The sequence below is a fragment of the Pseudomonas sp. Sample_14 genome, assembly GCF_004307515.1.
Lineage (GTDB): Bacteria > Pseudomonadota > Gammaproteobacteria > Pseudomonadales > Pseudomonadaceae > Aquipseudomonas > Aquipseudomonas atacamensis.
The window spans coordinates 200,617-219,722 of record NZ_RCOC01000096.1 but is presented as its reverse complement, the minus strand read 5'-3'; the positions used below and the strand labels follow the sequence as shown (position 1 = coordinate 219,722).

Below are 19,106 nucleotides of genomic sequence, written 5' to 3'. Positions count from 1 at the left end.
TTATTCGTGTCGCACCACAAGAATAAGGAACCGTCATGTTCGATATCAGCACGTTCCCCAAAGCCGATGCCGTGCGCCAGGCCGCTCAGTTGAGCCAGGACGAGTATCGGCGCCTGTACCGCGAATCGATTGAACACCCCAGCGCCTTCTGGGCCGAGCAGGCCACGCGTTTCCTCGATTGGAGCACGCCGTGGCAGACCGTTCAGCGCTATGACCTGAAAACCGGTGAAGCGGCCTGGTTTGCCGGCGGCAAGCTCAACGTCAGTTACAACTGCATCGACCGTCACCTCAAGCAACGCGGCGAGCAGACCGCCCTGCTCTGGGAAGGCGATGATCCTGCCGAATCGGCGCAGATCACTTACAACAAACTCCATCACCACGTCTGCCGTCTGGCCAACGTACTGAAAAGCCGTGGCGTGAAGAAAGGCGATCGGGTGTGCATCTACATGCCGATGATCCCCGAAGCCGCCTACGCCATGCTCGCCTGCGCGCGAATCGGCGCAATTCATTCGGTGGTGTTCGGCGGATTTTCCCCGGATTCCCTGCGTGATCGAATCCTCGACGCCGATTGCCGCACCGTGATCACCGCCGATGAGGGCGTGCGCGGCGGCCGCTTCGTGCCGCTGAAAAACAACGTCGACAAAGCCCTGCAAAGTTGCCCGAACGTCAGCACCGTGGTGGTGGTCGAGCGCACTCAGGGCCAGGTCGATTGGGTCGAGGGCCGTGACCTCTGGTACCACCAGGCCGTGCGTGAGGTCAGCGACGACTGCTCGCCGGAACCGATGGACGCCGAAGATCCGCTGTTCATCCTCTACACCTCCGGCAGCACCGGCAAACCCAAAGGCGTGCTGCACACCACCGGCGGCTATCTGCTGCAAGCAGCAATGACCTTCAAGTACGTGCTGGATTACCGCGACGGCGAAGTGTTCTGGTGCACCGCCGACGTCGGCTGGGTCACCGGCCACAGTTACATCGTCTACGGGCCGCTGGCCAACGGTGCGACCACACTGATGTTCGAAGGCGTGCCGAGCTACCCGAGCAGTTCGCGCTTCTGGCAGGTCATCGACAAGCACAAGGTGAACATTTTCTACACCGCACCCACCGCCCTGCGCGCGCTGATGCGCGAAGGCGCCGGACCGTTGAAGGAAACGTCGCGCGCCAGCCTCAGATTGCTCGGCAGCGTCGGTGAGCCGATCAACCCGGAAGCGTGGGAATGGTATTTCAATGCTGTCGGTGAACAGCGCTGCCCGATTGTCGACACGTGGTGGCAGACCGAAACCGGCGGCATCATGCTCAGCCCGCTGGTCAGCGCGCAACGGATCAAACCGGGCTGCGCGACGCAACCGATGTTTGGCGTGCAACCGGTGCTGCTTGACGAAGTCGGCAAGGAAATCAAAGGCGCCGGCAGTGGCGTGCTGGCGATCAAATCGAGCTGGCCGGCGCAGATTCGCAGCGTCTACGGCGATCCGCAGCGGATGATCGACACCTACTTCAAACCCTACCCCGGCTATTACTTCACCGGCGACGGCGCCCGCCGCGACGAGGACGGCGATTACTGGATCACCGGACGCATCGACGACGTGATCAACGTCTCCGGCCACCGCATCGGCACCGCCGAAGTGGAGAGCGCCTTGGTGCTGCACGACAGCATCGCCGAGGCCGCCGTGGTCGGTTATCCCCACGACGTCAAAGGCCAGGGCATCTACGCATTCGTCACGCCAATGAACGGCACCGAGGCCAACGAAGAGCTGAAGAAAGACCTGCTGGCGCATGTCAGCAAGGAGATCGGCAGCTTCGCCAAACCGGACCTGATCCAGTGGGCGCCAGCATTGCCCAAGACCCGTTCGGGCAAGATCATGCGGCGGATTCTGCGCAAGATTGCCTGCAATGAGCTCGACAGCCTCGGCGATACTTCGACCCTGGCTGATCCGAGTGTGGTGCAGGACCTCGTTGATAAACGTTTGAATCAATAGCTTCAAGAGCAGGCTCGCGGCCACAGGTGATCGCATTGCACATGTGGGAGCGAGCCTGCTCGCGAAGGCCATCACGCGATCCCCCGGCAAACTGTTAAACTCCCGCGCCCCAATTCCCCTCAGCAAGGCGCCCGCATGTCTTCCTTGAACCAGGCGCTGCGCGCCGCCCTCGATCAACGCCAGGACCTGCTCGCTGCGCTGCACAGCCAGGGCACCGATTGCTATCGGCTGTTCCATGGCAGCCAGGAAGGTGCCGGCGGCCTGACCATCGACCGCTACGGCCCGCAACTGCTGGTGCAGAGTTTTCACCAGACGCTCGAACGTGATGATCTGCTGCAACTGCACGCCATGGTCAACCAGACGCTGGGCTTCGACAGCCTGCTGGTCTACAACGACCGCTCCCGTGGCAACTCGCGGATCGATCGCGAGGACAGCGTTTATAAAGCCGATGACGCCGCACTGGCGGATCTGGTCGGGCATGAATGGGGTCTGAACTACCGCGTGCGTGGGCGTCATGCCGGGCAGGATCCGCTGCTGTTCCTCGACCTGCGCAACACCCGTGGCTGGGTCAAGGATCACGCGCAAGGCAAAAGCGTGCTCAACCTGTTCGCCTACACCTGCGGCGTTGGCCTCAGTGCGGCGGCGGGCGGCGCGCGCGAGGTGTGCAACCTAGACTTTGCCGAGGGCAATCTGGCGGTCGGTCGCGAGAATGGTTTGCTCAATCCGCATCTGCCGGAGATGCAATTCATTCAGTCCGATTACTTTCCGGCAATCCGCCAGCTCGCTGGCCTGCCGATCAGTCAGCGGCGCGGGCAGAAGCTGCCGAGCTATCAGCGCCTCGAACAGCGCCAATACGATCTGGTCCTGCTCGATCCGCCGGCGTGGGCCAAAAGCGCATTCGGCACCGTCGATTTGCTGCGCGATTATCAGAGCCTGCTCAAACCGGCCCTGCTGACCACGGCTGACAACGGCGTGCTGATCTGCTGCAACAACCTGGCGAAAGTCAGCATGGACGACTGGCGCGAACAAGTGTTGCGCTGCGCCGAAAAGGCCGGCCGCCCGGTGCGCGAATGGAGCGTGATGACCCCGGGCGCCGACTTCCCCTCGCGGGACCAGCAGCCACCCTTGAAGACACTGATTTTGCAGCTCTAATCCCTCAAGCATGAGCGATTACATTCCCCTGTGGGAGCGAGCCTGCTCGCGAAAGCGCAGTGTCAGTCGACTTGTTTTTCACTGAACCAGCGCATTCGCGAGCAGGCTCGCTCCCACCGGGGAGATCTATTCCTACAGAAATTTCTGAACAATCCTGTCCCACATCAAGCACTTCGGAACCAGAATCGCGTGCCATACTCCAAGGCACTCCGATTCAGACAGATGAAGCCGCACATGCCCAAAGGATTGATTCGCGCGATTGGCGCACTGCTGACAGCCCTGGCCCTCTACAGCCTGCTGGGGTTTCTGATCCTGCCGGGCATTGCCTTGCGCGTGGCCAACCAGCAACTGGCCAACTACGCGACGGTGCCCGCGCATCTGCAGCGCATCGAACTCAACCCCTTCAGCCTTGAGGTCACCCTGTGGGGCCTGATCATCGGCGAACCGGGCAAGGAGCAGGTCGGCTTCGATCGCCTCTATGCCAACCTGCAAATCGACAGCCTGTGGACCAAAGCGCTGCATCTGTCCGACATCGAACTGGACAAACCCAAAAGCGAAATCCTCTTCGCCAAGGACGGCAAGCTCAACCTGCTCGGCCTGTTCAACCTGCCGCCGAGCGAGCCGACACCCGCCGATCCCGACGCCAAACCATTTCCGCTGCGTATCGACAACATCAAACTGGCCGGCGGCGTGGTGCATTTCGAGGATATGCGGCCCAGCGAGCCGATCGAATTTCTTTACGACGACCTCAGTTTCGAGCTGAAAAACCTCAGCACCCTGCCCGAGGACAGCGCCGACATGACCCTCGTCGCCATCGGCCCCGCTGGCGGGCGGATCGACTGGACCGGCAATTTCAGCCTGATCCCGTTCACCTCCGAAGGCACCCTGAAAGTCACCGATGGCCAGATGAAATCCTTCTGGCCCTACGTGCGTGACGCCGTGCCGCTGGTACTGGAAAACGGCGTGGTCAGCCTCAGCACCGAGTACAAACTCAACCTGTCGAAACAGACCGAACTGCTGCTGAACAACGTCGCGGTGAGCATTGCGCCGTTCGCCATCAAGGCTCCGGACGGACGTCCGCTGGCCAGGCTTGAACGCCTCGACGTCAGCGAAACCTCGCTCGACCTGGCCAAGCAGCAAGTGGTGGTCGGCAAGATCCGCAGCAACAAACTGGAAACCTGGGCGGCGCTGGAAGCCGACGGCCAACTGGACTGGCAGAAGCTGTTCGCCAGCCAACCGTCGAAACCGGCGGCCAAAGCCGCTGCCGAACCTAGGGATACACCGGCCGCCGCCGACTCGCCGAAACCTGAGCCAAGCGCCCCGAGCAAGCCATGGCAGGTGCTGGTCAAGGATGTGCAACTGCGCAACTACACGGTCCATCTCGCCGACCGCTCGGCGCAACCGGCGGTGGCGCTGGACATCACTCCGTTGAACGTCGACCTGCAGGATTTCGACAGCCTCAACGGCTCGCCTTTCAAGCTCAAGCTCGACAGCGGCCTGGGCAAGCAAGGCAAGATCAGCGCCGACGGCACGGTCAATCTGGCCCCGGTCAACGCGCAGCTAAACGTGAAAACCGAGGACGTCGACCTGCGTGTCGCGCAGTCCTACATCAACCCGTTCATTCGCCTGGAACTGCGCAGCGGCATGCTCGGCAGTGACCTCAAGGTCAACCTGAAGAGCACCGAGCCACTGGCCCTCAGTGTTACCGGCCGCGCGCAGATCGATCAACTGCACACCCTCGATACGCTGAAGACCCGCGACTTCCTCAAATGGCAGCAAGTAGTGGTCGACGGTATCAACTATCAGCACGGCGACAGCCTGTCGATCGACAAGGTCAACCTGTTGCAGCCGTATGTACGCTTCATGATCAACGACGATCGCACCACCAACGTCGACGACCTGCTGATCCCGCAACCGGCGGACAGCGGTGCTAAAAGCACCGCAGCCAAACCGGCCGGCAAGGACAAACCGCTGGGCATTCACATCGGTGCGATTGCGATCAACGACGGCTCGGCCAACTTCGCCGACTTCAGCCTGACGCCGAATTTCGCCACCGCCGTGCAGCAGCTCAACGGTCAGATCGGCACCATCGACAGCCGTCAGGCAAAACCGGCCAGCGTCGACATCAAAGGCAAGGTCGACCGTTATGCGCCGGTGACCATCAAGGGGGCGGTCAATCCGTTCGACCCGATGGCCAGCCTCGACATCGCCACCAGTTTCAAGCGCGTCGAACTGACGACCCTGACGCCCTACTCCGGCAAATTCGCCGGCTACCGCATCCGCAAGGGCCGGCTCAACCTTGATCTGCACTACCTGATCACCAAAGGCCAACTGAAAGCCGAGAACAAAGTCGTCGTCGAGCAACTGCAACTGGGCGAGAAGGTCGACAGCCCTGATGCAGTGAGTCTGCCGCTGAAACTGGCGATCGCCCTGCTCAAGGACGTCGACGGCAAGATCTCCATCGAGTTGCCGGTGACCGGCGACCTGAATAATCCACAGTTCAGCGTCATGCCGATCGTCTGGCAGACCCTGCGCAATTTGATCGTCAAAGCTGCCGCCGCGCCGTTCAAGATGATCGGCGGGCTGGTCAGTGGCGGCGGCTCCGAAGACCTCGGCACGGTGTCCTTCGCGCCGGGCTCCAGCGATCTGAGCAAGGACGCCGAAGCGGCGCTGGTGAAACTGTCGCAAGCGCTCAAGGAACGTCCGGCGCTGCGCCTGGAAATCGAAGGCACTGCCGCGAAGAGCAGTGATGGGCCACTGCTCGCCGAGCAACGTCTGGAACGCGAATACCAATACAACTACTACAAGATGCTCCAGCGCCGTGGCGACAAGGTCCCGGCCCAGGCCTCGCTGCTGCAAGTGCCCGAAGGCGAGAAAGGCGCATTGCTCGAAGGGATTTACCGCACCCGCCTGAAAACCCAGCCACCGGCAGAATGGAAAGACCTGGGCAAGGAAGAGCGCACGGCGAAAATGCGCCAAGGCGTGATCGCGTTCTGGAGCGGCAGCGAGGTGCTGTTGCGACAGTTGGGCCAGGATCGCGCCAGCACCATCAAGGATTACCTGGTCGACAAGGGCAAGCTCGAAGATGACCGCGTGTACTTCATCGACGCGAACCTCGGCGAGGCCGAAAGCGATGGCCGCGTGGTCACGCAAATGCACCTGGATGCAGAATGACCGTGCGTAACTGGCTGGCTGTGCTCGCTCTGACCTGCGCCGCCGGCCACGCGTCGGCTTCGGATACATTGCGCTGCGGCAGCCAGTTGATCAGCCTCGGCGACCGCGCCAGCGAAGTGCTGCAAAAATGCGGCGAGCCGGTCAGTCGTGATGTGCTTGGCTACAAGCGCAGTGCCAATCGCCGCGAAGAGTTTCAGGTCGAGGAATGGACCTACGGCCCGAACAACGGCATGTATCAATACCTGCGCTTCGAAGGCAATCGCCTGCGGCAGATCAACAGCAAACGCGGTAACTAAGCCGAACGAAATTCACCCTGTGGGAGCGAGCCTGCTCGCGAATACGGTCTGTCTACTGACGAACTTGTCGGCTGAGACTTCGCATTCGCGAGCAGGCTCGCTCCCACATTGGTATTGCCCAAAATAGAACAGGCCCCGACACAAGTGCCGGGGCCTGTAATGGTCACATCCGTGTGACCGTTCGCATGAACTCTAAAGTTGCGGCAGACGTATTGCTCGGCCCGTCTGTCGCGTCTTCTCCCGGTTCAGGCGAGAAGTCTTGCCTTACTCGGCTTTCAGGCCGTCAGCGGAGACCGCTTTAACGCCTTTGATTTTCTTGGCAATGCCAACGGCGACTTCTTTCTGCGACTCGGTTACCGCAGTGGTCGACGACAGGGAAACTACACCCTTGTTGGTTTCGACTTTGATGTCGGTGCCTGGAATGCCTTTTTCGGTAACCAGGTCAGCTTTGACCTTGGTGGTGATCCAGGTGTCGCTGGTGTCTTGTTTCATTTCGGTAACTTCACCGGCAGCCAGAACCATTGGCGCCTGGGTAGCCTGAGCGGACTGGGCGAAAGCGCCACCAGCCATGGTCAGGGTCAGAGCGGTAGCAGCGGCAGTGATAGCGAACTTCTTCATACGAGTAACTCCTGTTTTTACTGGAAGTCTGCTGTAACGCTTGTCAGCAGGGTTACCGGAGATATTGCGAACGCTGTGCCAACTTTTTCTGGCATACAAATTCGTTTAAAAACAACGAGTTACGAAAACGGGCTATTTTCGTTTTCATGCAAAATGCATGACGTGCGTGAAAATCACATGCAAGTTGCGGTTTTTTGGAAAGTTCATAAGCTGCTGAAATTATTGGAGCTTTTAAAAACCGTTGCGTAATAAAAAGCTCCGCAATTGCGGAGCTTTTTAAGTTGCAGGTGCGTGTCAAACGCCCGGGCAGCTCGTAGTTGTATATTCTTTCGAGCCGGAGAACTTACAGGTCCAGCCAGTGGTAGGACTGCGTGTCAGCGTTACGGTCTGGCCGAGAACAGGCGCTGGAGCGTTGAGCAGCGTACAAGTAATAGTACCCGTCCCATCGGCGACTTTTCCGGATGCCGCCAACGTGCAATTCTGCGTGGCCGCTGTGCCGCCGTTCACGTTGGTGATGCTCGGGTCAGTCGATCCGGCATTGATCACGTCTTCAAAATTAACCTTAAGAGCTGATGCTTCCGCAATCCCAGCGGTCACCTTCGACCGCGCCTGATACTTCGAATACTGAGGCAGGGCGATAGTCGCCAGAATGCCGATGATCGCCACGACGATCAGCAGCTCGATCAGTGTAAAACCTTGTTGTTTTTTCATAGACACGCTCCATGCATGAGTCGAAATCTCATGATCTGAACAAGGCTCAGCACAGCCCATGCCAACGCCTTTCAAGCCCCGCCTGCTGGGCGCGCGCAATTTCCTGCGCCGTTTCCTACAACCCGCAACCGCACTATCTGACACTTTTTGTCACCTGCACCGGCCGTGTTTGGCGCTGTCACTTGACTAGGCTATAAGTCATGAACGGCAAGCGTGCGGAATCCCCATGAATGACATCGCTCTGAGCGGTCTGGCCAAGCAATTGGTCCAGGCCGAACTGCTCACGGAAACAAGTGCCCGGCAATCCTGGGCGCAGGCCCAGCGCAATCGCGTCTCGCTGGTCAATTACCTGGTACACAACAAACTGGTCAACAGCCGGCAGATCGCCGAGATCGCTTCCGAACATTTCGGCATGGCCCTGCTCGATCTCAGCTGCCTCGACAAGGAGACTCAGCCCCGGGGCCTGGTCAGTGAAAAACTGGTTCGTCAGCACTGCGCCCTGCCCTTGTGGCGGCGCGGTAACAAATTGTTCGTGGGCCTTTCCGACCCGAGCAATCAGCAGGCGATCAGCGACATCCAGTTCAGCACCGGCCTGAGCACCGAAGCGATTCTGGTCGAGGACGACAAGCTCAGCGACGCCATCGACAAGTTCTTCGACAGCCACGCCTCTGGACTGGAGGAAATGGCCGATGTCGATCTCGACGGCCTCGACGTCGAGTCCATTGATGACAACAAACAGGACGTGATCGGCGGCCTCGATGCCGACGACGCCCCGGTCGTGCGCTTCGTGCACAAGATGCTGCTCGATGCGATCAAGAGTGGCTCTTCCGACCTGCATTTCGAGCCGTACGAAAAAAACTACCGGGTGCGCATGCGCACCGACGGCATGCTGCGCGAGGTGGCCAAGCCGCCGATCCAGTTGGCCGGGCGTATTGCCGCACGTTTGAAGGTCATGGCCAGTCTGGATATTTCCGAACGACGCAAACCACAGGACGGGCGGATCAAGATGCGCCTGTCGAAAAGCAAATCCATCGATTTTCGCGTCAACACCTTGCCGACCCTGTGGGGCGAAAAAGTGGTGATCCGGATTCTCGACCCGTCCAGTGCACAAATGGGCATCGACGCCTTGGGTTACGAAGCCGAGCAAAAGGCTTTGTACCTGGCCGCGCTGAAACAGCCGCAAGGGATGATTCTGGTCACCGGCCCCACCGGCTCCGGTAAAACCGTGTCGCTGTACACCGGGCTGAATATCCTCAACACCGTTGACATCAACATTTCCACCGCCGAAGACCCGGTGGAAATCAACATGGAAGGCATCAACCAGGTCAACGTCAATCCCCGCCAAGGGCTGGACTTTGCCCAGGCGCTGCGCTCGTTTCTGCGTCAGGACCCGGACGTGATCATGGTCGGCGAGATCCGCGATCTGGAAACCGCCGAGATCGCAATCAAGGCTGCGCAGACCGGCCACCTGGTGCTGTCGACCCTACACACCAACAGCGCAGCGGAAACCCTCACGCGCCTGCACAACATGGGCATTCCCGGTTTCAACATCGCCACCTCGGTCAGCCTGATCATCGCCCAGCGTCTGGCGCGCAAATTGTGCGCGCACTGCAAGCGACCGCTGGATATCCCGCACGAAACCTTGCTCAAGGAAGGCTTCCCCGAGGAACGCATCGGCCATTTCACGATCTACGAGCCGGTCGGTTGCGATCACTGCAACGGCGGTTACAAAGGACGCGTGGGGATTTATGAAGTGGTAAAGAACACACCGGACCTGCAACGGTTGATCATGGCCGAAGGCAATTCGCTGGAAATCGACATCCAGATGCGCCGCGACGGTTTCGCCGATCTGCGCACCTCCGGGCTGCACAAGGCCATGCAAGGCATCACCAGCCTTGAGGAAATCAACCGGGTCACCAAGGATTGAACATGGCGGTCAAGGCAGCGAAAGTCAGCGTTTACGCCTGGGAAGGCACCGACCGCAAAGGCAGTAAAGTCAGCGGCGAGTTGAGCGGGCAGAACCCCGCACTGATCAAGGCGCAGCTGCGCAAACAAGGGATCAACCCGGGCAAGGTGCGCAAGAAATCCGCGTCCCTGCTGAGCTGGGGCAAACGCATCAAACCGCAGGACATCGCCCTGTTCACCCGGCAGATGGCAACGATGATGAAGGCCGGTGTACCGCTGTTGCAGTCCTTCGACATCATCGGCGAGGGCTTCGAAAACCCGGCCATGCGCAAGCTGGTCGACGAGGTCAAACAGGAGGTCGCCGCCGGTAACAGCTTCGCCACGGCCCTGCGCAAGAAGCCGCAATACTTCGACGAGTTGTACTGCAACCTGGTCGACGCCGGCGAACAGTCCGGTGCCCTCGACACTTTGCTCGAACGGGTCGCGACCTATAAGGAAAAAAGCGAAGCGCTCAAGGCCAAGATCAAGAAGGCCATGACCTACCCCACCGCCGTGGTGCTGGTGGCGGCGGTGGTGACCGGCATTCTGCTGGTCAAGGTGGTGCCGCAGTTCCAGTCGGTGTTTTCCGGGTTCGGCGCAGAACTGCCGGGCTTCACCCTGATGATCATCAGCCTGTCGGAATTCATGCAGCAGTGGTGGTGGGCGATTCTTTTTGCGCTGGTGGCAGCGTTTTTCGGCACTCGCCACGCGTTGAAGACTTCGCAGGCCCTGCGCGACCGGCGCGATGCCTGGCTGCTGAAGCTGCCACTGGTGGGCACCTTGATGTACAAGTCCGCCGTTGCACGCTTTGCCCGCACCCTGTCGACCACTTTCGCCGCCGGCGTGCCGTTGGTGGAGGCGCTGGATTCGGTGGCGGGCGCCACCGGCAACGTGGTGTTCAAGCGCGCGGTGCTGCGCGTGCGGCAGGACGTCTCGACTGGCATGCAGCTGAATTTTTCGATGCGCAGCACCGGTGTGTTTCCCAATATGGCGGTGCAGATGACCGCCATCGGCGAGGAATCGGGCGCACTGGATGACATGCTCGACAAGGTCGCCGGTTTTTATGAAGCGGAAGTCGATAACATGGTCGACAACCTCACCAGCCTGATGGAGCCGTTCATCATGGTGGTGCTGGGGGTCATCGTCGGTGGACTGGTGGTGGCCATGTACCTGCCGATCTTCCAACTCGGCTCAGCGATCTGACATGCCTATCGATGAACTGTTTGCCGTGTATCCGCTGGCCTTTGTGGTCAGCGCGCTGCTGCTCGGGCTGGTGGTCGGCAGCTTCCTCAATGTTGTGGTCTGGCGCCTGCCGAAGATGCTTGAGCGTGACTGGCGCCAGCAAGCCCATGATGTGCTCGGCCTGCCCAGCGAAACGCCCGTGCCGACCTACAACCTGATGCTGCCGCACTCCGCGTGCCCGCATTGCGGACATCGAATCCGCCCGTGGGAAAACATTCCGCTGCTCAGTTATCTGTGCCTGCGCGGGCGCTGCTCGGCTTGTTCGGCGCCGATCAGTAAACGTTACCCGCTGACCGAACTGGCCTGCGGCCTGCTGTCGGCATTCATTGCCTGGCATCTGGGCTTCGGCTGGCCGGCGGGCTTGCTGATCTTGCTGACGTGGGGCTTGCTGGCGATGAGTCTGATCGACTGCGAACATCAGCTGCTGCCCGATGTGCTGGTGCTGCCGCTGCTGTGGCTGGGGCTGATCGTCAACAGCTTCGGCGTGTTCGTGGCGTTGCCCGATGCGTTGTGGGGCGCGGTCGCGGGTTATCTGGCGCTGTGGTCGGTGTTCTGGCTGTTCAAACTGCTCACCGGCAAGGACGGCATCGGTCATGGTGATTTCAAGCTGCTGGCCTTGCTTGGCGCTTGGGGTGGCTGGCAGATTCTGCCGCTGACGATTCTGTTGTCATCCTTGGTGGGGGCGATTTTGGGCGTCGTCATGCTGCGCCTGCGCGCCCAGGCAACCTCGACGCCGATCCCCTTCGGACCCTTTCTGGCAATTGCCGGCTGGATTGCCTTGCTCTGGGGTGGTCAAATAACCGACTTCTATTGGCAGTCTGTCGGTTTGAAATGAATACCCCTGTGGAAAAACCCTGGATCCTCGGCCTGACCGGCGGCATCGGCAGCGGCAAAAGTGCGGCGGCGCAGCACTTCATCGACCTCGGCGTGCACGTGGTGGACGCTGATCATGCGGCGCGCTGGGTAGTCGAGCCGGGGCGTCCGGCGCTGGCGAAAATCGCCGAGCATTTCGGTTCCGGCGTGTTGCAGGCCGATGGCACGCTGGACCGCGCCGCCCTGCGCAAACTGATTTTTGAAGACCCTGAACAGCGGCGTTGGCTAGAGGCGCTGTTGCATCCGTTGATCGGCGAAGAAATCGCTCATCACCTGGCGCAGGCAAAATCGCCTTACGCGATTCTGGTTTCACCGTTGCTGATCGAATCCGGGCAATACGCGATGACCCAGCGCATTCTGGTCATCGATGCGCCGCAACAACTGCAGATCGAACGCACCTTGCAGCGTGACCAGACCAGCGAACAACAAGTGCAGGCGATCCTCAAGGCGCAATCGAGCCGTGAAGACCGCGTGAGCCGTGCCGACGATGTGATCGTCAACGACCGCGACCTCGCCTGGCTGCACAGCGAGGTCGAGCGTCTGCATCACTTTTATCTGACTTTATCCGGAGGCCAAGCATGAGCCAGATTCCAACCGTTGAATGCCCAACCTGCGGCGCCCCCGTCGAATTCACCCCGGCGAACAAATTCCGTCCGTTCTGCTCCGATCGCTGCAAACTGATCGACCTCGGCGCCTGGGCCTCGGAAGAGCACAAGATTCCGGTCGCCCCGGATGCCGAAGACGAGCTGTTTTCCGGCGATTTCGATCCGCGTCACTGATCGCTGATCAGGGCCGCATAAAGCCGTAGTCCTGACTGTCGTCGAGGTTCTCCGCGAGAAAGCGCAACTCGTCGGCCAGGTCTTCGGCATTGCGCACGGCCTTGCTCTGCTGCACCACGGCGCTGAGCAGGGCGCGCAAACTCAGGCCCGGGTCAAAGCCCACCTCCTGCGCCAGCTCCAGACTCTGCCGGGTTTCCTGCCGCGCCCATTCGTAAACGCCCATGCCACTGCTCCTGAAGGAATTTGCGCGAGCATGAAATCTCTGCGGCATGGCCGGTTTGATGTGGATCAAGACTTCGGATCGTCGTCCTTCCACGGCGCTGAAAGGTAACGGGTGCGGTTGAAGGTCTCCAGCCATTCCGGGCAGAACACCACCAACGCACTGACAACCATGCCGTTGATAAAGGCCTCGGGAAACAGCAGCAACCACAGGTAGCCGACGAAATCTTCCAGCCATTCCGGCATGGCGAAGAGGCCGTCGTACCACAGCAACGTCAGGCTCAGAATCAGGCACAACAGGCCTGACAACGCAGCGGCGAAGAAACCGGAACAGAAGATGTAAACGAATGGATTGCGTGGCTGCGCACGCTCGACCAGAATCGCCACGCACTCGGTGATCAGCACTGGCAGCAGAATCAGCAACGCGCCATTGACGCCCACCGCCGCCAGGTCCTGACGCCCCAGCAGCACCAGCCCCATCTGCGCAACCAGCCCGCCGACGATCGCCAGCGGCCAATCGAGCAGCAGCGTCACGGCCGTCATGCCGATGAAGTGATAAGACACGCCAGTGTCGAAATCCCTGCGCACCAGCCACAGCAGAAATAGCGCGAACACCGTGCCGAACAGCAAGTGCTGCCGGCGACTGTCGCTGAACAGCTCGACCCATGGCGCACGCATGATCGCCCAGAGCAGCACCGGCAGATAAATCAGCCAGCCGAGCGTCAGGCTTGCCGAGGACAGCAGTTCGGCACCGATCATGATTCCCTCACCTTCTCCATGGGCTTACCGCTTTGTCGCAGTCTACACCGCCGATGCATGTGCACCAGCCGATGCAAAGCTATCTGCTTGTCGCATTTGGACGCTAAGCTTGGGCTTATGGATGATTCAGATTATTTACGCCTGCTGACCATCGCGGCCGAGCAGGCCAATGCGTTCCTGTCCAATGCCCGCAAATGGGAGCGTGAGCGTTGGGTCTGCCAGCGCCTGCTGCAAGGTCTGAACATCCCCTACCGCGCCGACGAATTCGCCCCGGCCGGTGAGCCGCCGGACGTATTGTTCCGCGATGCCAATTTCGAAGTTTTTTTCGTCCTCGATGAAGGCCGCCGTCTGAATGACGAGTGGCGCGACGAATTGCAGCGTCGGCGCAGCGCATTTTCCCTGAGCCAACTGGTGCGCCGCGAAGCCAAACCCAAGCGCATCCCGGCCAACGAATTTCTCCTGCGTCTGGCGCCGACCCTGCGCAAGAAGGCGCACAACTACAAGGAACGCGGCATGGATCTGGGTGAACTTGACATCATCGCCTTCGCCAGCCTCAAGCGCGAAGTGCTCGACCTCAACAGTCATTTCCCGCCACCGACCGAATACCTGCGTCAGGGCTGGCGCTCGCTGTCGCTGGTCGGCCCGACATTCGCCCGTGTGCTGTTCGCCCACCCCGACGCACCGGACTTTCTGCGCAGCAACCTCGGCCGCAGCATTGTGTTCGACGTAGGTATCAGCCTGTGACGCCGCTGCAGCAGTTGATCGCCGAGGTTCCGCAAACGGGCCGTGTGCGCTGGATCGGTGTGCGTCCAGAATCCCGTGGGCCGATGCTTGAGCTGGACGCGGTCGAGGCGCGGCTGGAGGCCGGGCTCACCGGCGACCATGCCCGCCCGGGCATTCGCAATGCGCGACAGGTGACGCTGATCCAGTGGGAGCACCTGGCGGTAATCAACGCACTGATGGGCCGTCCCGCTGACCAGCCAATCCGGCCTGAAGATCTGCGGCGCAATCTCGTTATAAGCGGAATCAATTTGTTTAGCCTGAAGGGGCGGCGCTTTCGCATCGGGCAGGCGATACTCGAAACCACTGGCTGGTGTCAGCCCTGTGCACGCTTGCAGAACAATCTCGGCCCGGGCACTTTCCAGGCCGTGCGCGGGCATGGCGGGATCACTGCCCGGGTGTTACAAAGCGGCATTATTCGCCTCGACGATAGCGTGTGCGTCGAACCGGTTCCGGACAGTGGCTACGCTGCGTTCAATCCGGGCTGAAAACCGCTGTAGCCTGTGCTCATTCAGTAACGTCTACCTGACGAGGCAAATATGACCAGCCGCCTGAACCCCGAAGACCAAAAGCATGTCGAAGAGTACCTGCAACTGTCCCAACACCGTGTCGAGCGCCGGCCTTTCCGGCCTTGGATGCTCCTGGTGCTGGTGCTGGCAGTGACCATTGGTCTGGGCCTGTTGAGCCGATTTATCAGTTACCTGACGTTATGAGCTGCCTTGCGCTCCCTCGGGTAACCGCACCGATTTCCTTTAAAAACCTTGCGAGTTATCCCTATGTCCCATCGTATTGTCATTGTCGGCGGCGGCGCCGGCGGTCTGGAGTTGGCTACCCGTCTGGGTAAGACTCTGGGCAAGCGCGGCACGGCCAGCGTGATGCTGGTCGACGCGAACCTGACCCACATCTGGAAACCGCTGCTGCACGAAGTGGCCGCCGGTTCCCTGAACTCCTCCGAAGACGAACTCAACTATGTCGCCCAGGCGAAATGGAACCACTTCGAGTTCCAGCTTGGGCGCATGAGCGGGCTTGATCGTGCGCAAAAGAAAATCCAGTTGGCCGCGACCTATGACGAAAACGGCGTCGAGCTGGTACCGGCGCGTGAAGTGGCTTATGACTCGCTGGTGATCAGCGTCGGCAGCACCACCAACGATTTCGGCACCCAGGGCGCGGCGCAGCATTGTCTGTTCCTCGATACGCGCAAACAGGCCGAGCGCTTTCATCAACAATTGCTCAATCACTATCTGCGCGCCCACGCCGGGCAGACCGATGTGGTCGAGCAGATCAGCGTGGCCATCGTCGGCGCTGGCGCCACTGGCGTCGAACTGGCGGCAGAGCTGCACAACGCCGCCCATGAATTGGCCGCGTATGGTCTGGACCGGATCAAACCGGAAAACATGCACATCACGCTGATCGAAGCCGGCCCACGAGTGCTGCCTGCCCTGCCGGAGCGCATCAGCGGGCCGGTGCACAAAACCCTGGAGAAGCTCGGGGTCAATGTGATGACCAACGCAGCAGTCAGCGAAGTGACTGCCGACAGCCTGATCACCGCCGATGGCAACGAGATCAAGGCCAGCCTGAAAGTCTGGGCTGCCGGCATTCGCGCACCGGGCTTCCTCAAGGACATCGACGGTCTGGAAACCAACCGCATCAATCAGCTGCAAGTGCTGCCGACTCTGCAAACCACTCGCGACGAAAACATCTTTGCCTTCGGTGACTGCGCGGCCTGTCCGCAACCGGGCACTGATCGCAACGTGCCGCCACGGGCACAAGCGGCGCATCAACAAGCCTCGTTGCTGGCCAAGTCGCTGAAACTGCGCATCGAAGGCAAGACCCTGCCGGAGTACAAATACACCGACTACGGCTCGCTGATCTCGCTGTCGCGTTTTTCTGCTGTGGGTAACTTGATGGGTAACCTGACCGGCAGCGTCATGCTCGAAGGCTGGCTGGCGCGGATGTTCTATGTGTCGCTGTACCGTATGCACCAGATGGCGCTGTACGGGCCGTTCCGCACGGCGATGCTGATGCTGGGCAGCAAGATTGGTCGTGGCACCGAGCCGCGTCTGAAGCTGCACTAAGGCCAACATCTGTGGGAGCTGGCTTGCCAGCGATGGCGCCGGGTCAGTTGATATTTCTGTTGCCTGACCCACCGCTATCGCGGGCAAGCCCGGCTCCCACAGGTTTTCGTGCTGCTCGAAGATCCGGCGCATTCGCGAGCAGCCTCGCTCCCACCTTTGATCTTTATTCCAAGCCCCGCATCGCGCGGGGCTTTTTATTGGCTGTCGATCACAGCTGGAAGCGCCGCACCATGCCCTGCAGCGCATTGGCCAGCTGCGACAGTTCGTGGCTCGACGCGCTGGTCTGATCAGCCCCCGCAGCCGAACGCACCGACAGGTCGCGAATGTTCACCAGATTGCGATCCACTTCCCGCGCCACCTGCGCCTGCTCCTCGGCAGCGCTGGCGATCACCAGGTTGCGCTCGTGAATCTCGTGCACCGACGCCGTGATCGTCACCAATGCCTCACCCGCCCGCTCTGCCAGAACCAGCGTGCTCGCCGCACGAGATGCGCTGGCCTGCATTGACTCCAGCGCCTGGCTCGAACCGCTGCGCATGCCTTGCACCATCTGTTCGATTTCCTGCGTCGATTGCTGGGTGCGATACGCCAGCGCGCGCACCTCGTCGGCCACCACCGCAAAACCTCGACCGCTTTCGCCCGCACGAGCCGCTTCGATGGCAGCGTTGAGCGCCAGCAGATTGGTCTGCTCGGCGATGGCGCGAATCACGTCCAGAACCTTGCCGATGTCCTGCGACTGATTGGCCAGCGACTGCACCAGTTCACCGGTGTTCTGCACATCACTGGCCAGCGCATTGATCGCGCTGGCGGTTTCGCTGACGCGCTCCTGGCCCAATTGCGCCGACTGACTGGACTGGCGCGTGGCATCGGACGTCGACACCGCGTTGCGCGCGACCTCCTCCACCGCAGCGGTCATCTCATTAACCGCAGTGGCGGCCTGTTCGATTTCGTTGTTCTGCTCTTGCAAGCCTTGGGTGCTGTCGACGGTAACGGCGCTCAGTTCGTCAGCGGCGGTGGCCAGTTGTGTGGCTGAGCCGCTGATACCTTGCAGCGTCTCGCGCAGGTTCTGTTGCATCGTCGCGAGGGCTTTGAGCAAGCGGCTGACTTCGTCGTTGCCATGGGTTTCGATCGGTCGGGTGAGATCGCCCTTGGCGACACTTTCGGCGGCATCCACCGCGCTGCTCAGCGGGCGCACGATACTGCGCGTGAGCAACATCGCCAGCGCCACCGTGGCCAGCGCTGCCAAGGCAATGAACAGGGTTACGATGGTGCGCGAGGTTTCATAATGCGCGGCGGATTTCTCGCTTTCGGCAGCGACCTGGCGGGCGAACAGATCGGCGAGATCATTGAGCTGTTTGCCGGAGCCGTCGACCACGGTCTTCATGTCAACCAGCAACAATTTGGTCAACTCGTCACGCTTGCCTTGCTCGGCGAGGGTGAATGACTGGGCGATGCCGGTGCGATAGGCGGCGAAGGTTTTCTTGAACTGGTCATACAGCTGCTGGCCTTCGGCAGTGTCGACCAGTTTGTCGTAGGCGGCGATCTTCTCGCTCAGTTCCTTGTCGCGGGTGTCCATCTGGCCGCGATAGGTGGCGATATTGGCCGGATCCTGATCGAGCGCCATGCGCAGGGAGATGGTGCGGATGCGCAGCATCAGTTCACGGATCTCGTCGCCGCCACGGATGCTCGGCAACCAGCGGTTCTCCACCGCCACCTCACTGTCGCGAATGCTCGACATCTGTCCCAGCGCAAACACGCCGAGCAAGGCCACCAAGACCGCGATCAGGGCAAATCCCAGGGCAGCCCGGGGAGCAATATTCAACTGACGAAGCAACATGACGAACGCCCTTATTCTTGTAATGGCCAGATCAAGGGGCGAAGCGTTGGCAGTCCCCTCGTGTTAGCGGGCTATCGGCAGGTTGTATGACGACTTGAAGGGATTCAGCTTTCGGCAGGCAAAAAAAATCCCCGTATCTTTCGATACGAGGATTTTCAATATGGTCGGGGTAAGGGGATTCGAACTCCTGACATCCTGCTCCCAAAGCAGGCGCGCTACCGGACTGCGCTATACCCCGGTAAAAAAAAGGCGACCTTTCAAAGATCGCCTTCTTCGATCAGCGCTTTTGGCCTCTGATCTTAAGATTCGATCCCAGCGCAAACTGGTTTCAAAAATGGTGGGTCGTGTGGGATTCGAACCTACGACCAATTGGTTAAAAGCCAACTGCTCTACCAACTGAGCTAACGACCCAAATATGGTCGGGGTAAGGGGATTCGAACTCCTGACATCCTGCTCCCAAAGCAGGCGCGCTACCGGACTGCGCTATACCCCGGTTTGAAATTGGCTCCGTGACCAGGACTCGAACCTGGGACCCAATGATTAACAGTCATTTGCTCTACCGACTGAGCTATCACGGAACTACATATTTCAATTTACAACGGTGAAGCTTTGTTGCATTTCGCCACCCGTTCGCATCGCTGCGTTCGTGTGTCTGAGGCGCGCTATTCTACAACCTA

Annotated in this window: 18 protein-coding genes and 4 tRNA genes; 13 read left to right on the top strand and 9 right to left on the bottom strand. The window is 60.2% G+C overall.

Translation table 11 applies throughout. From position 1 onward, the window contains the following. Positions 1–35: 35 nt before the first annotated feature. The 4 genes from acs to D8U61_RS25440 all read left to right on the top strand — a co-directional run bounded on the left by acs (position 36) and on the right by D8U61_RS25440 (position 6,595). Positions 36–1,973, top strand: a complete 1,938-nt coding sequence (gene acs / locus D8U61_RS25455) for an acetate--CoA ligase (RefSeq protein ID WP_110603187.1) — start codon at positions 36–38, stop codon at positions 1,971–1,973. 135 nt (positions 1,974–2,108) lie between these two features. Further along, positions 2,109–3,125: a class I SAM-dependent methyltransferase gene (locus tag D8U61_RS25450; protein WP_130927868.1), complete on the top strand. Its 1,017-nt coding sequence runs from the start codon at positions 2,109–2,111 to the stop codon at positions 3,123–3,125. A 222-nt stretch (positions 3,126–3,347) separates the two neighbouring features. Further along, complete coding sequence (locus D8U61_RS25445) at positions 3,348–6,299, top strand: DUF748 domain-containing protein (RefSeq protein WP_130927867.1); 2,952 nt, start codon at positions 3,348–3,350, stop codon at positions 6,297–6,299. Then, positions 6,296–6,595: a DUF2845 domain-containing protein gene (locus D8U61_RS25440; protein ID WP_039761633.1), complete on the top strand. Its 300-nt coding sequence runs from the start codon at positions 6,296–6,298 to the stop codon at positions 6,593–6,595. The genes D8U61_RS25445 and D8U61_RS25440 overlap by 4 nt, the downstream gene beginning before the upstream one ends. A 264-nt stretch (positions 6,596–6,859) precedes the next feature. Here the strand turns inward: D8U61_RS25440 and D8U61_RS25435 are convergent, their stop codons facing one another. Together D8U61_RS25435 and D8U61_RS25430 are read right to left on the bottom strand one after the other, a co-directional pair. Then, positions 6,860–7,213: a BON domain-containing protein gene (locus D8U61_RS25435; protein WP_016773155.1), complete on the bottom strand. Its 354-nt coding sequence runs from the start codon at positions 7,211–7,213 to the stop codon at positions 6,860–6,862. 294 nt (positions 7,214–7,507) lie between these two features. After that, a complete protein-coding gene (locus D8U61_RS25430) occupies positions 7,508–7,924 on the bottom strand; it encodes a pilin (protein ID WP_056790436.1) in 417 nt (138 codons plus the stop codon). Positions 7,925–8,150: 226 nt separating this feature from the next. On the opposite strand from D8U61_RS25430, the gene pilB reads away from it, so the two are divergent. From pilB to yacG, 5 genes are read left to right on the top strand one after another with little or no spacing between them, the layout of a single operon-like run. After that, positions 8,151–9,851 (top strand): type IV-A pilus assembly ATPase PilB, encoded by a 1,701-nt coding sequence (pilB, locus tag D8U61_RS25425; protein WP_130901798.1) that lies wholly within the window; start codon positions 8,151–8,153, stop codon positions 9,849–9,851. A gap of 2 nt (positions 9,852–9,853) precedes the next feature. After that, positions 9,854–11,071 carry a type II secretion system F family protein gene (locus D8U61_RS25420; protein ID WP_130900967.1) on the top strand — a complete coding sequence of 406 codons (1,218 nt, stop codon included), beginning with the start codon at positions 9,854–9,856 and terminating at the stop codon, positions 11,069–11,071. A gap of 1 nt (position 11,072) precedes the next feature. Next, positions 11,073–11,945: an A24 family peptidase gene (locus tag D8U61_RS25415; RefSeq protein WP_130901797.1), complete on the top strand. Its 873-nt coding sequence runs from the start codon at positions 11,073–11,075 to the stop codon at positions 11,943–11,945. Next, positions 11,942–12,565: a dephospho-CoA kinase gene (coaE, locus tag D8U61_RS25410; protein WP_130887103.1), complete on the top strand. Its 624-nt coding sequence runs from the start codon at positions 11,942–11,944 to the stop codon at positions 12,563–12,565. Before D8U61_RS25415 ends, coaE begins: the two co-directional genes overlap by 4 nt. Continuing rightward, a complete protein-coding gene (gene yacG / locus D8U61_RS25405; protein ID WP_016773149.1) occupies positions 12,562–12,762 on the top strand; it encodes a DNA gyrase inhibitor YacG in 201 nt (66 codons plus the stop codon). The genes coaE and yacG overlap by 4 nt, the downstream gene beginning before the upstream one ends. Positions 12,763–12,769: 7 nt before the next feature. On the opposite strand, the gene D8U61_RS25400 is transcribed toward yacG, so the two are convergent. Then, the gene (locus D8U61_RS25400; protein ID WP_016773148.1) at positions 12,770–12,985 is read right to left on the bottom strand and encodes a hypothetical protein; all 216 of its coding nucleotides are present in this window, start codon (positions 12,983–12,985) and stop codon (positions 12,770–12,772) included. Positions 12,986–13,050: 65 nt separating this feature from the next. Then, entirely contained in the window at positions 13,051–13,740 is a 690-nt protein-coding gene (locus D8U61_RS25395; RefSeq protein ID WP_016773147.1) for an energy-coupling factor ABC transporter permease, read from the bottom strand. A gap of 117 nt (positions 13,741–13,857) precedes the next feature. On the opposite strand from D8U61_RS25395, the gene D8U61_RS25390 reads away from it, so the two are divergent. The 4 genes from D8U61_RS25390 to D8U61_RS25375 all read left to right on the top strand — a co-directional run bounded on the left by D8U61_RS25390 (position 13,858) and on the right by D8U61_RS25375 (position 16,595). Next, positions 13,858–14,484 (top strand): DUF1780 domain-containing protein, encoded by a 627-nt coding sequence (locus tag D8U61_RS25390; RefSeq protein WP_007909887.1) that lies wholly within the window; start codon positions 13,858–13,860, stop codon positions 14,482–14,484. Continuing rightward, positions 14,481–15,008 carry an MOSC domain-containing protein gene (locus D8U61_RS25385; RefSeq protein WP_125925984.1) on the top strand — a complete coding sequence of 176 codons (528 nt, stop codon included), beginning with the start codon at positions 14,481–14,483 and terminating at the stop codon, positions 15,006–15,008. The genes D8U61_RS25390 and D8U61_RS25385 overlap by 4 nt, the downstream gene beginning before the upstream one ends. A gap of 51 nt (positions 15,009–15,059) precedes the next feature. After that, entirely contained in the window at positions 15,060–15,233 is a 174-nt protein-coding gene (locus D8U61_RS25380) for a DUF3094 domain-containing protein (protein WP_007909875.1), read from the top strand. 63 nt (positions 15,234–15,296) lie between these two features. Further along, positions 15,297–16,595 carry an NAD(P)/FAD-dependent oxidoreductase gene (locus D8U61_RS25375; RefSeq protein WP_016773144.1) on the top strand — a complete coding sequence of 433 codons (1,299 nt, stop codon included), beginning with the start codon at positions 15,297–15,299 and terminating at the stop codon, positions 16,593–16,595. A 208-nt stretch (positions 16,596–16,803) separates the two neighbouring features. Here the strand turns inward: D8U61_RS25375 and D8U61_RS25370 are convergent, their stop codons facing one another. The 5 genes from D8U61_RS25370 to D8U61_RS25350 form a co-directional block, all read right to left on the bottom strand. Next, positions 16,804–18,429 (bottom strand): methyl-accepting chemotaxis protein, encoded by a 1,626-nt coding sequence (locus tag D8U61_RS25370; RefSeq protein WP_071173634.1) that lies wholly within the window; start codon positions 18,427–18,429, stop codon positions 16,804–16,806. Between the two features lie 161 nt (positions 18,430–18,590). Next, positions 18,591–18,667, bottom strand: a tRNA-Pro gene (locus D8U61_RS25365). Between the two features lie 97 nt (positions 18,668–18,764). Further along, positions 18,765–18,840 (bottom strand) — tRNA-Lys (locus D8U61_RS25360). Between the two features lie 5 nt (positions 18,841–18,845). Then, a tRNA-Pro gene (locus D8U61_RS25355) sits at positions 18,846–18,922 on the bottom strand. Positions 18,923–18,931: 9 nt separating this feature from the next. After that, positions 18,932–19,007: transfer RNA gene (locus D8U61_RS25350), tRNA-Asn, on the bottom strand. Positions 19,008–19,106 lie beyond the last annotated feature (99 nt).

Bases quoted from the DNA above. Each gene is read 5' to 3' on its own strand.
- acs (WP_110603187.1), top strand. From the start codon at position 36: ATGTTCGATATCAGCACGTTCCCCAAAGCCGATGCCGTGCGCCAGGCC.
- D8U61_RS25450 (WP_130927868.1), top strand. From the start codon at position 2,109: ATGTCTTCCTTGAACCAGGCGCTGCGCGCCGCCCTCGATCAACGCCAG.
- D8U61_RS25445 (WP_130927867.1), top strand. From the start codon at position 3,348: ATGAAGCCGCACATGCCCAAAGGATTGATTCGCGCGATTGGCGCACTG.
- D8U61_RS25440 (WP_039761633.1), top strand. From the start codon at position 6,296: ATGACCGTGCGTAACTGGCTGGCTGTGCTCGCTCTGACCTGCGCCGCC.
- D8U61_RS25435 (WP_016773155.1), bottom strand. From the start codon at position 7,213: ATGAAGAAGTTCGCTATCACTGCCGCTGCTACCGCTCTGACCCTGACC.
- D8U61_RS25430 (WP_056790436.1), bottom strand. From the start codon at position 7,924: ATGAAAAAACAACAAGGTTTTACACTGATCGAGCTGCTGATCGTCGTG.
- pilB (WP_130901798.1), top strand. From the start codon at position 8,151: ATGAATGACATCGCTCTGAGCGGTCTGGCCAAGCAATTGGTCCAGGCC.
- D8U61_RS25420 (WP_130900967.1), top strand. From the start codon at position 9,854: ATGGCGGTCAAGGCAGCGAAAGTCAGCGTTTACGCCTGGGAAGGCACC.
- D8U61_RS25415 (WP_130901797.1), top strand. From the start codon at position 11,073: ATGCCTATCGATGAACTGTTTGCCGTGTATCCGCTGGCCTTTGTGGTC.
- coaE (WP_130887103.1), top strand. From the start codon at position 11,942: ATGAATACCCCTGTGGAAAAACCCTGGATCCTCGGCCTGACCGGCGGC.
- yacG (WP_016773149.1), top strand. From the start codon at position 12,562: ATGAGCCAGATTCCAACCGTTGAATGCCCAACCTGCGGCGCCCCCGTC.
- D8U61_RS25400 (WP_016773148.1), bottom strand. From the start codon at position 12,985: ATGGGCGTTTACGAATGGGCGCGGCAGGAAACCCGGCAGAGTCTGGAG.
- D8U61_RS25395 (WP_016773147.1), bottom strand. From the start codon at position 13,740: ATGATCGGTGCCGAACTGCTGTCCTCGGCAAGCCTGACGCTCGGCTGG.
- D8U61_RS25390 (WP_007909887.1), top strand. From the start codon at position 13,858: ATGGATGATTCAGATTATTTACGCCTGCTGACCATCGCGGCCGAGCAG.
- D8U61_RS25380 (WP_007909875.1), top strand. From the start codon at position 15,060: ATGACCAGCCGCCTGAACCCCGAAGACCAAAAGCATGTCGAAGAGTAC.
- D8U61_RS25375 (WP_016773144.1), top strand. From the start codon at position 15,297: ATGTCCCATCGTATTGTCATTGTCGGCGGCGGCGCCGGCGGTCTGGAG.
- D8U61_RS25370 (WP_071173634.1), bottom strand. From the start codon at position 18,429: ATGTTGCTTCGTCAGTTGAATATTGCTCCCCGGGCTGCCCTGGGATTT.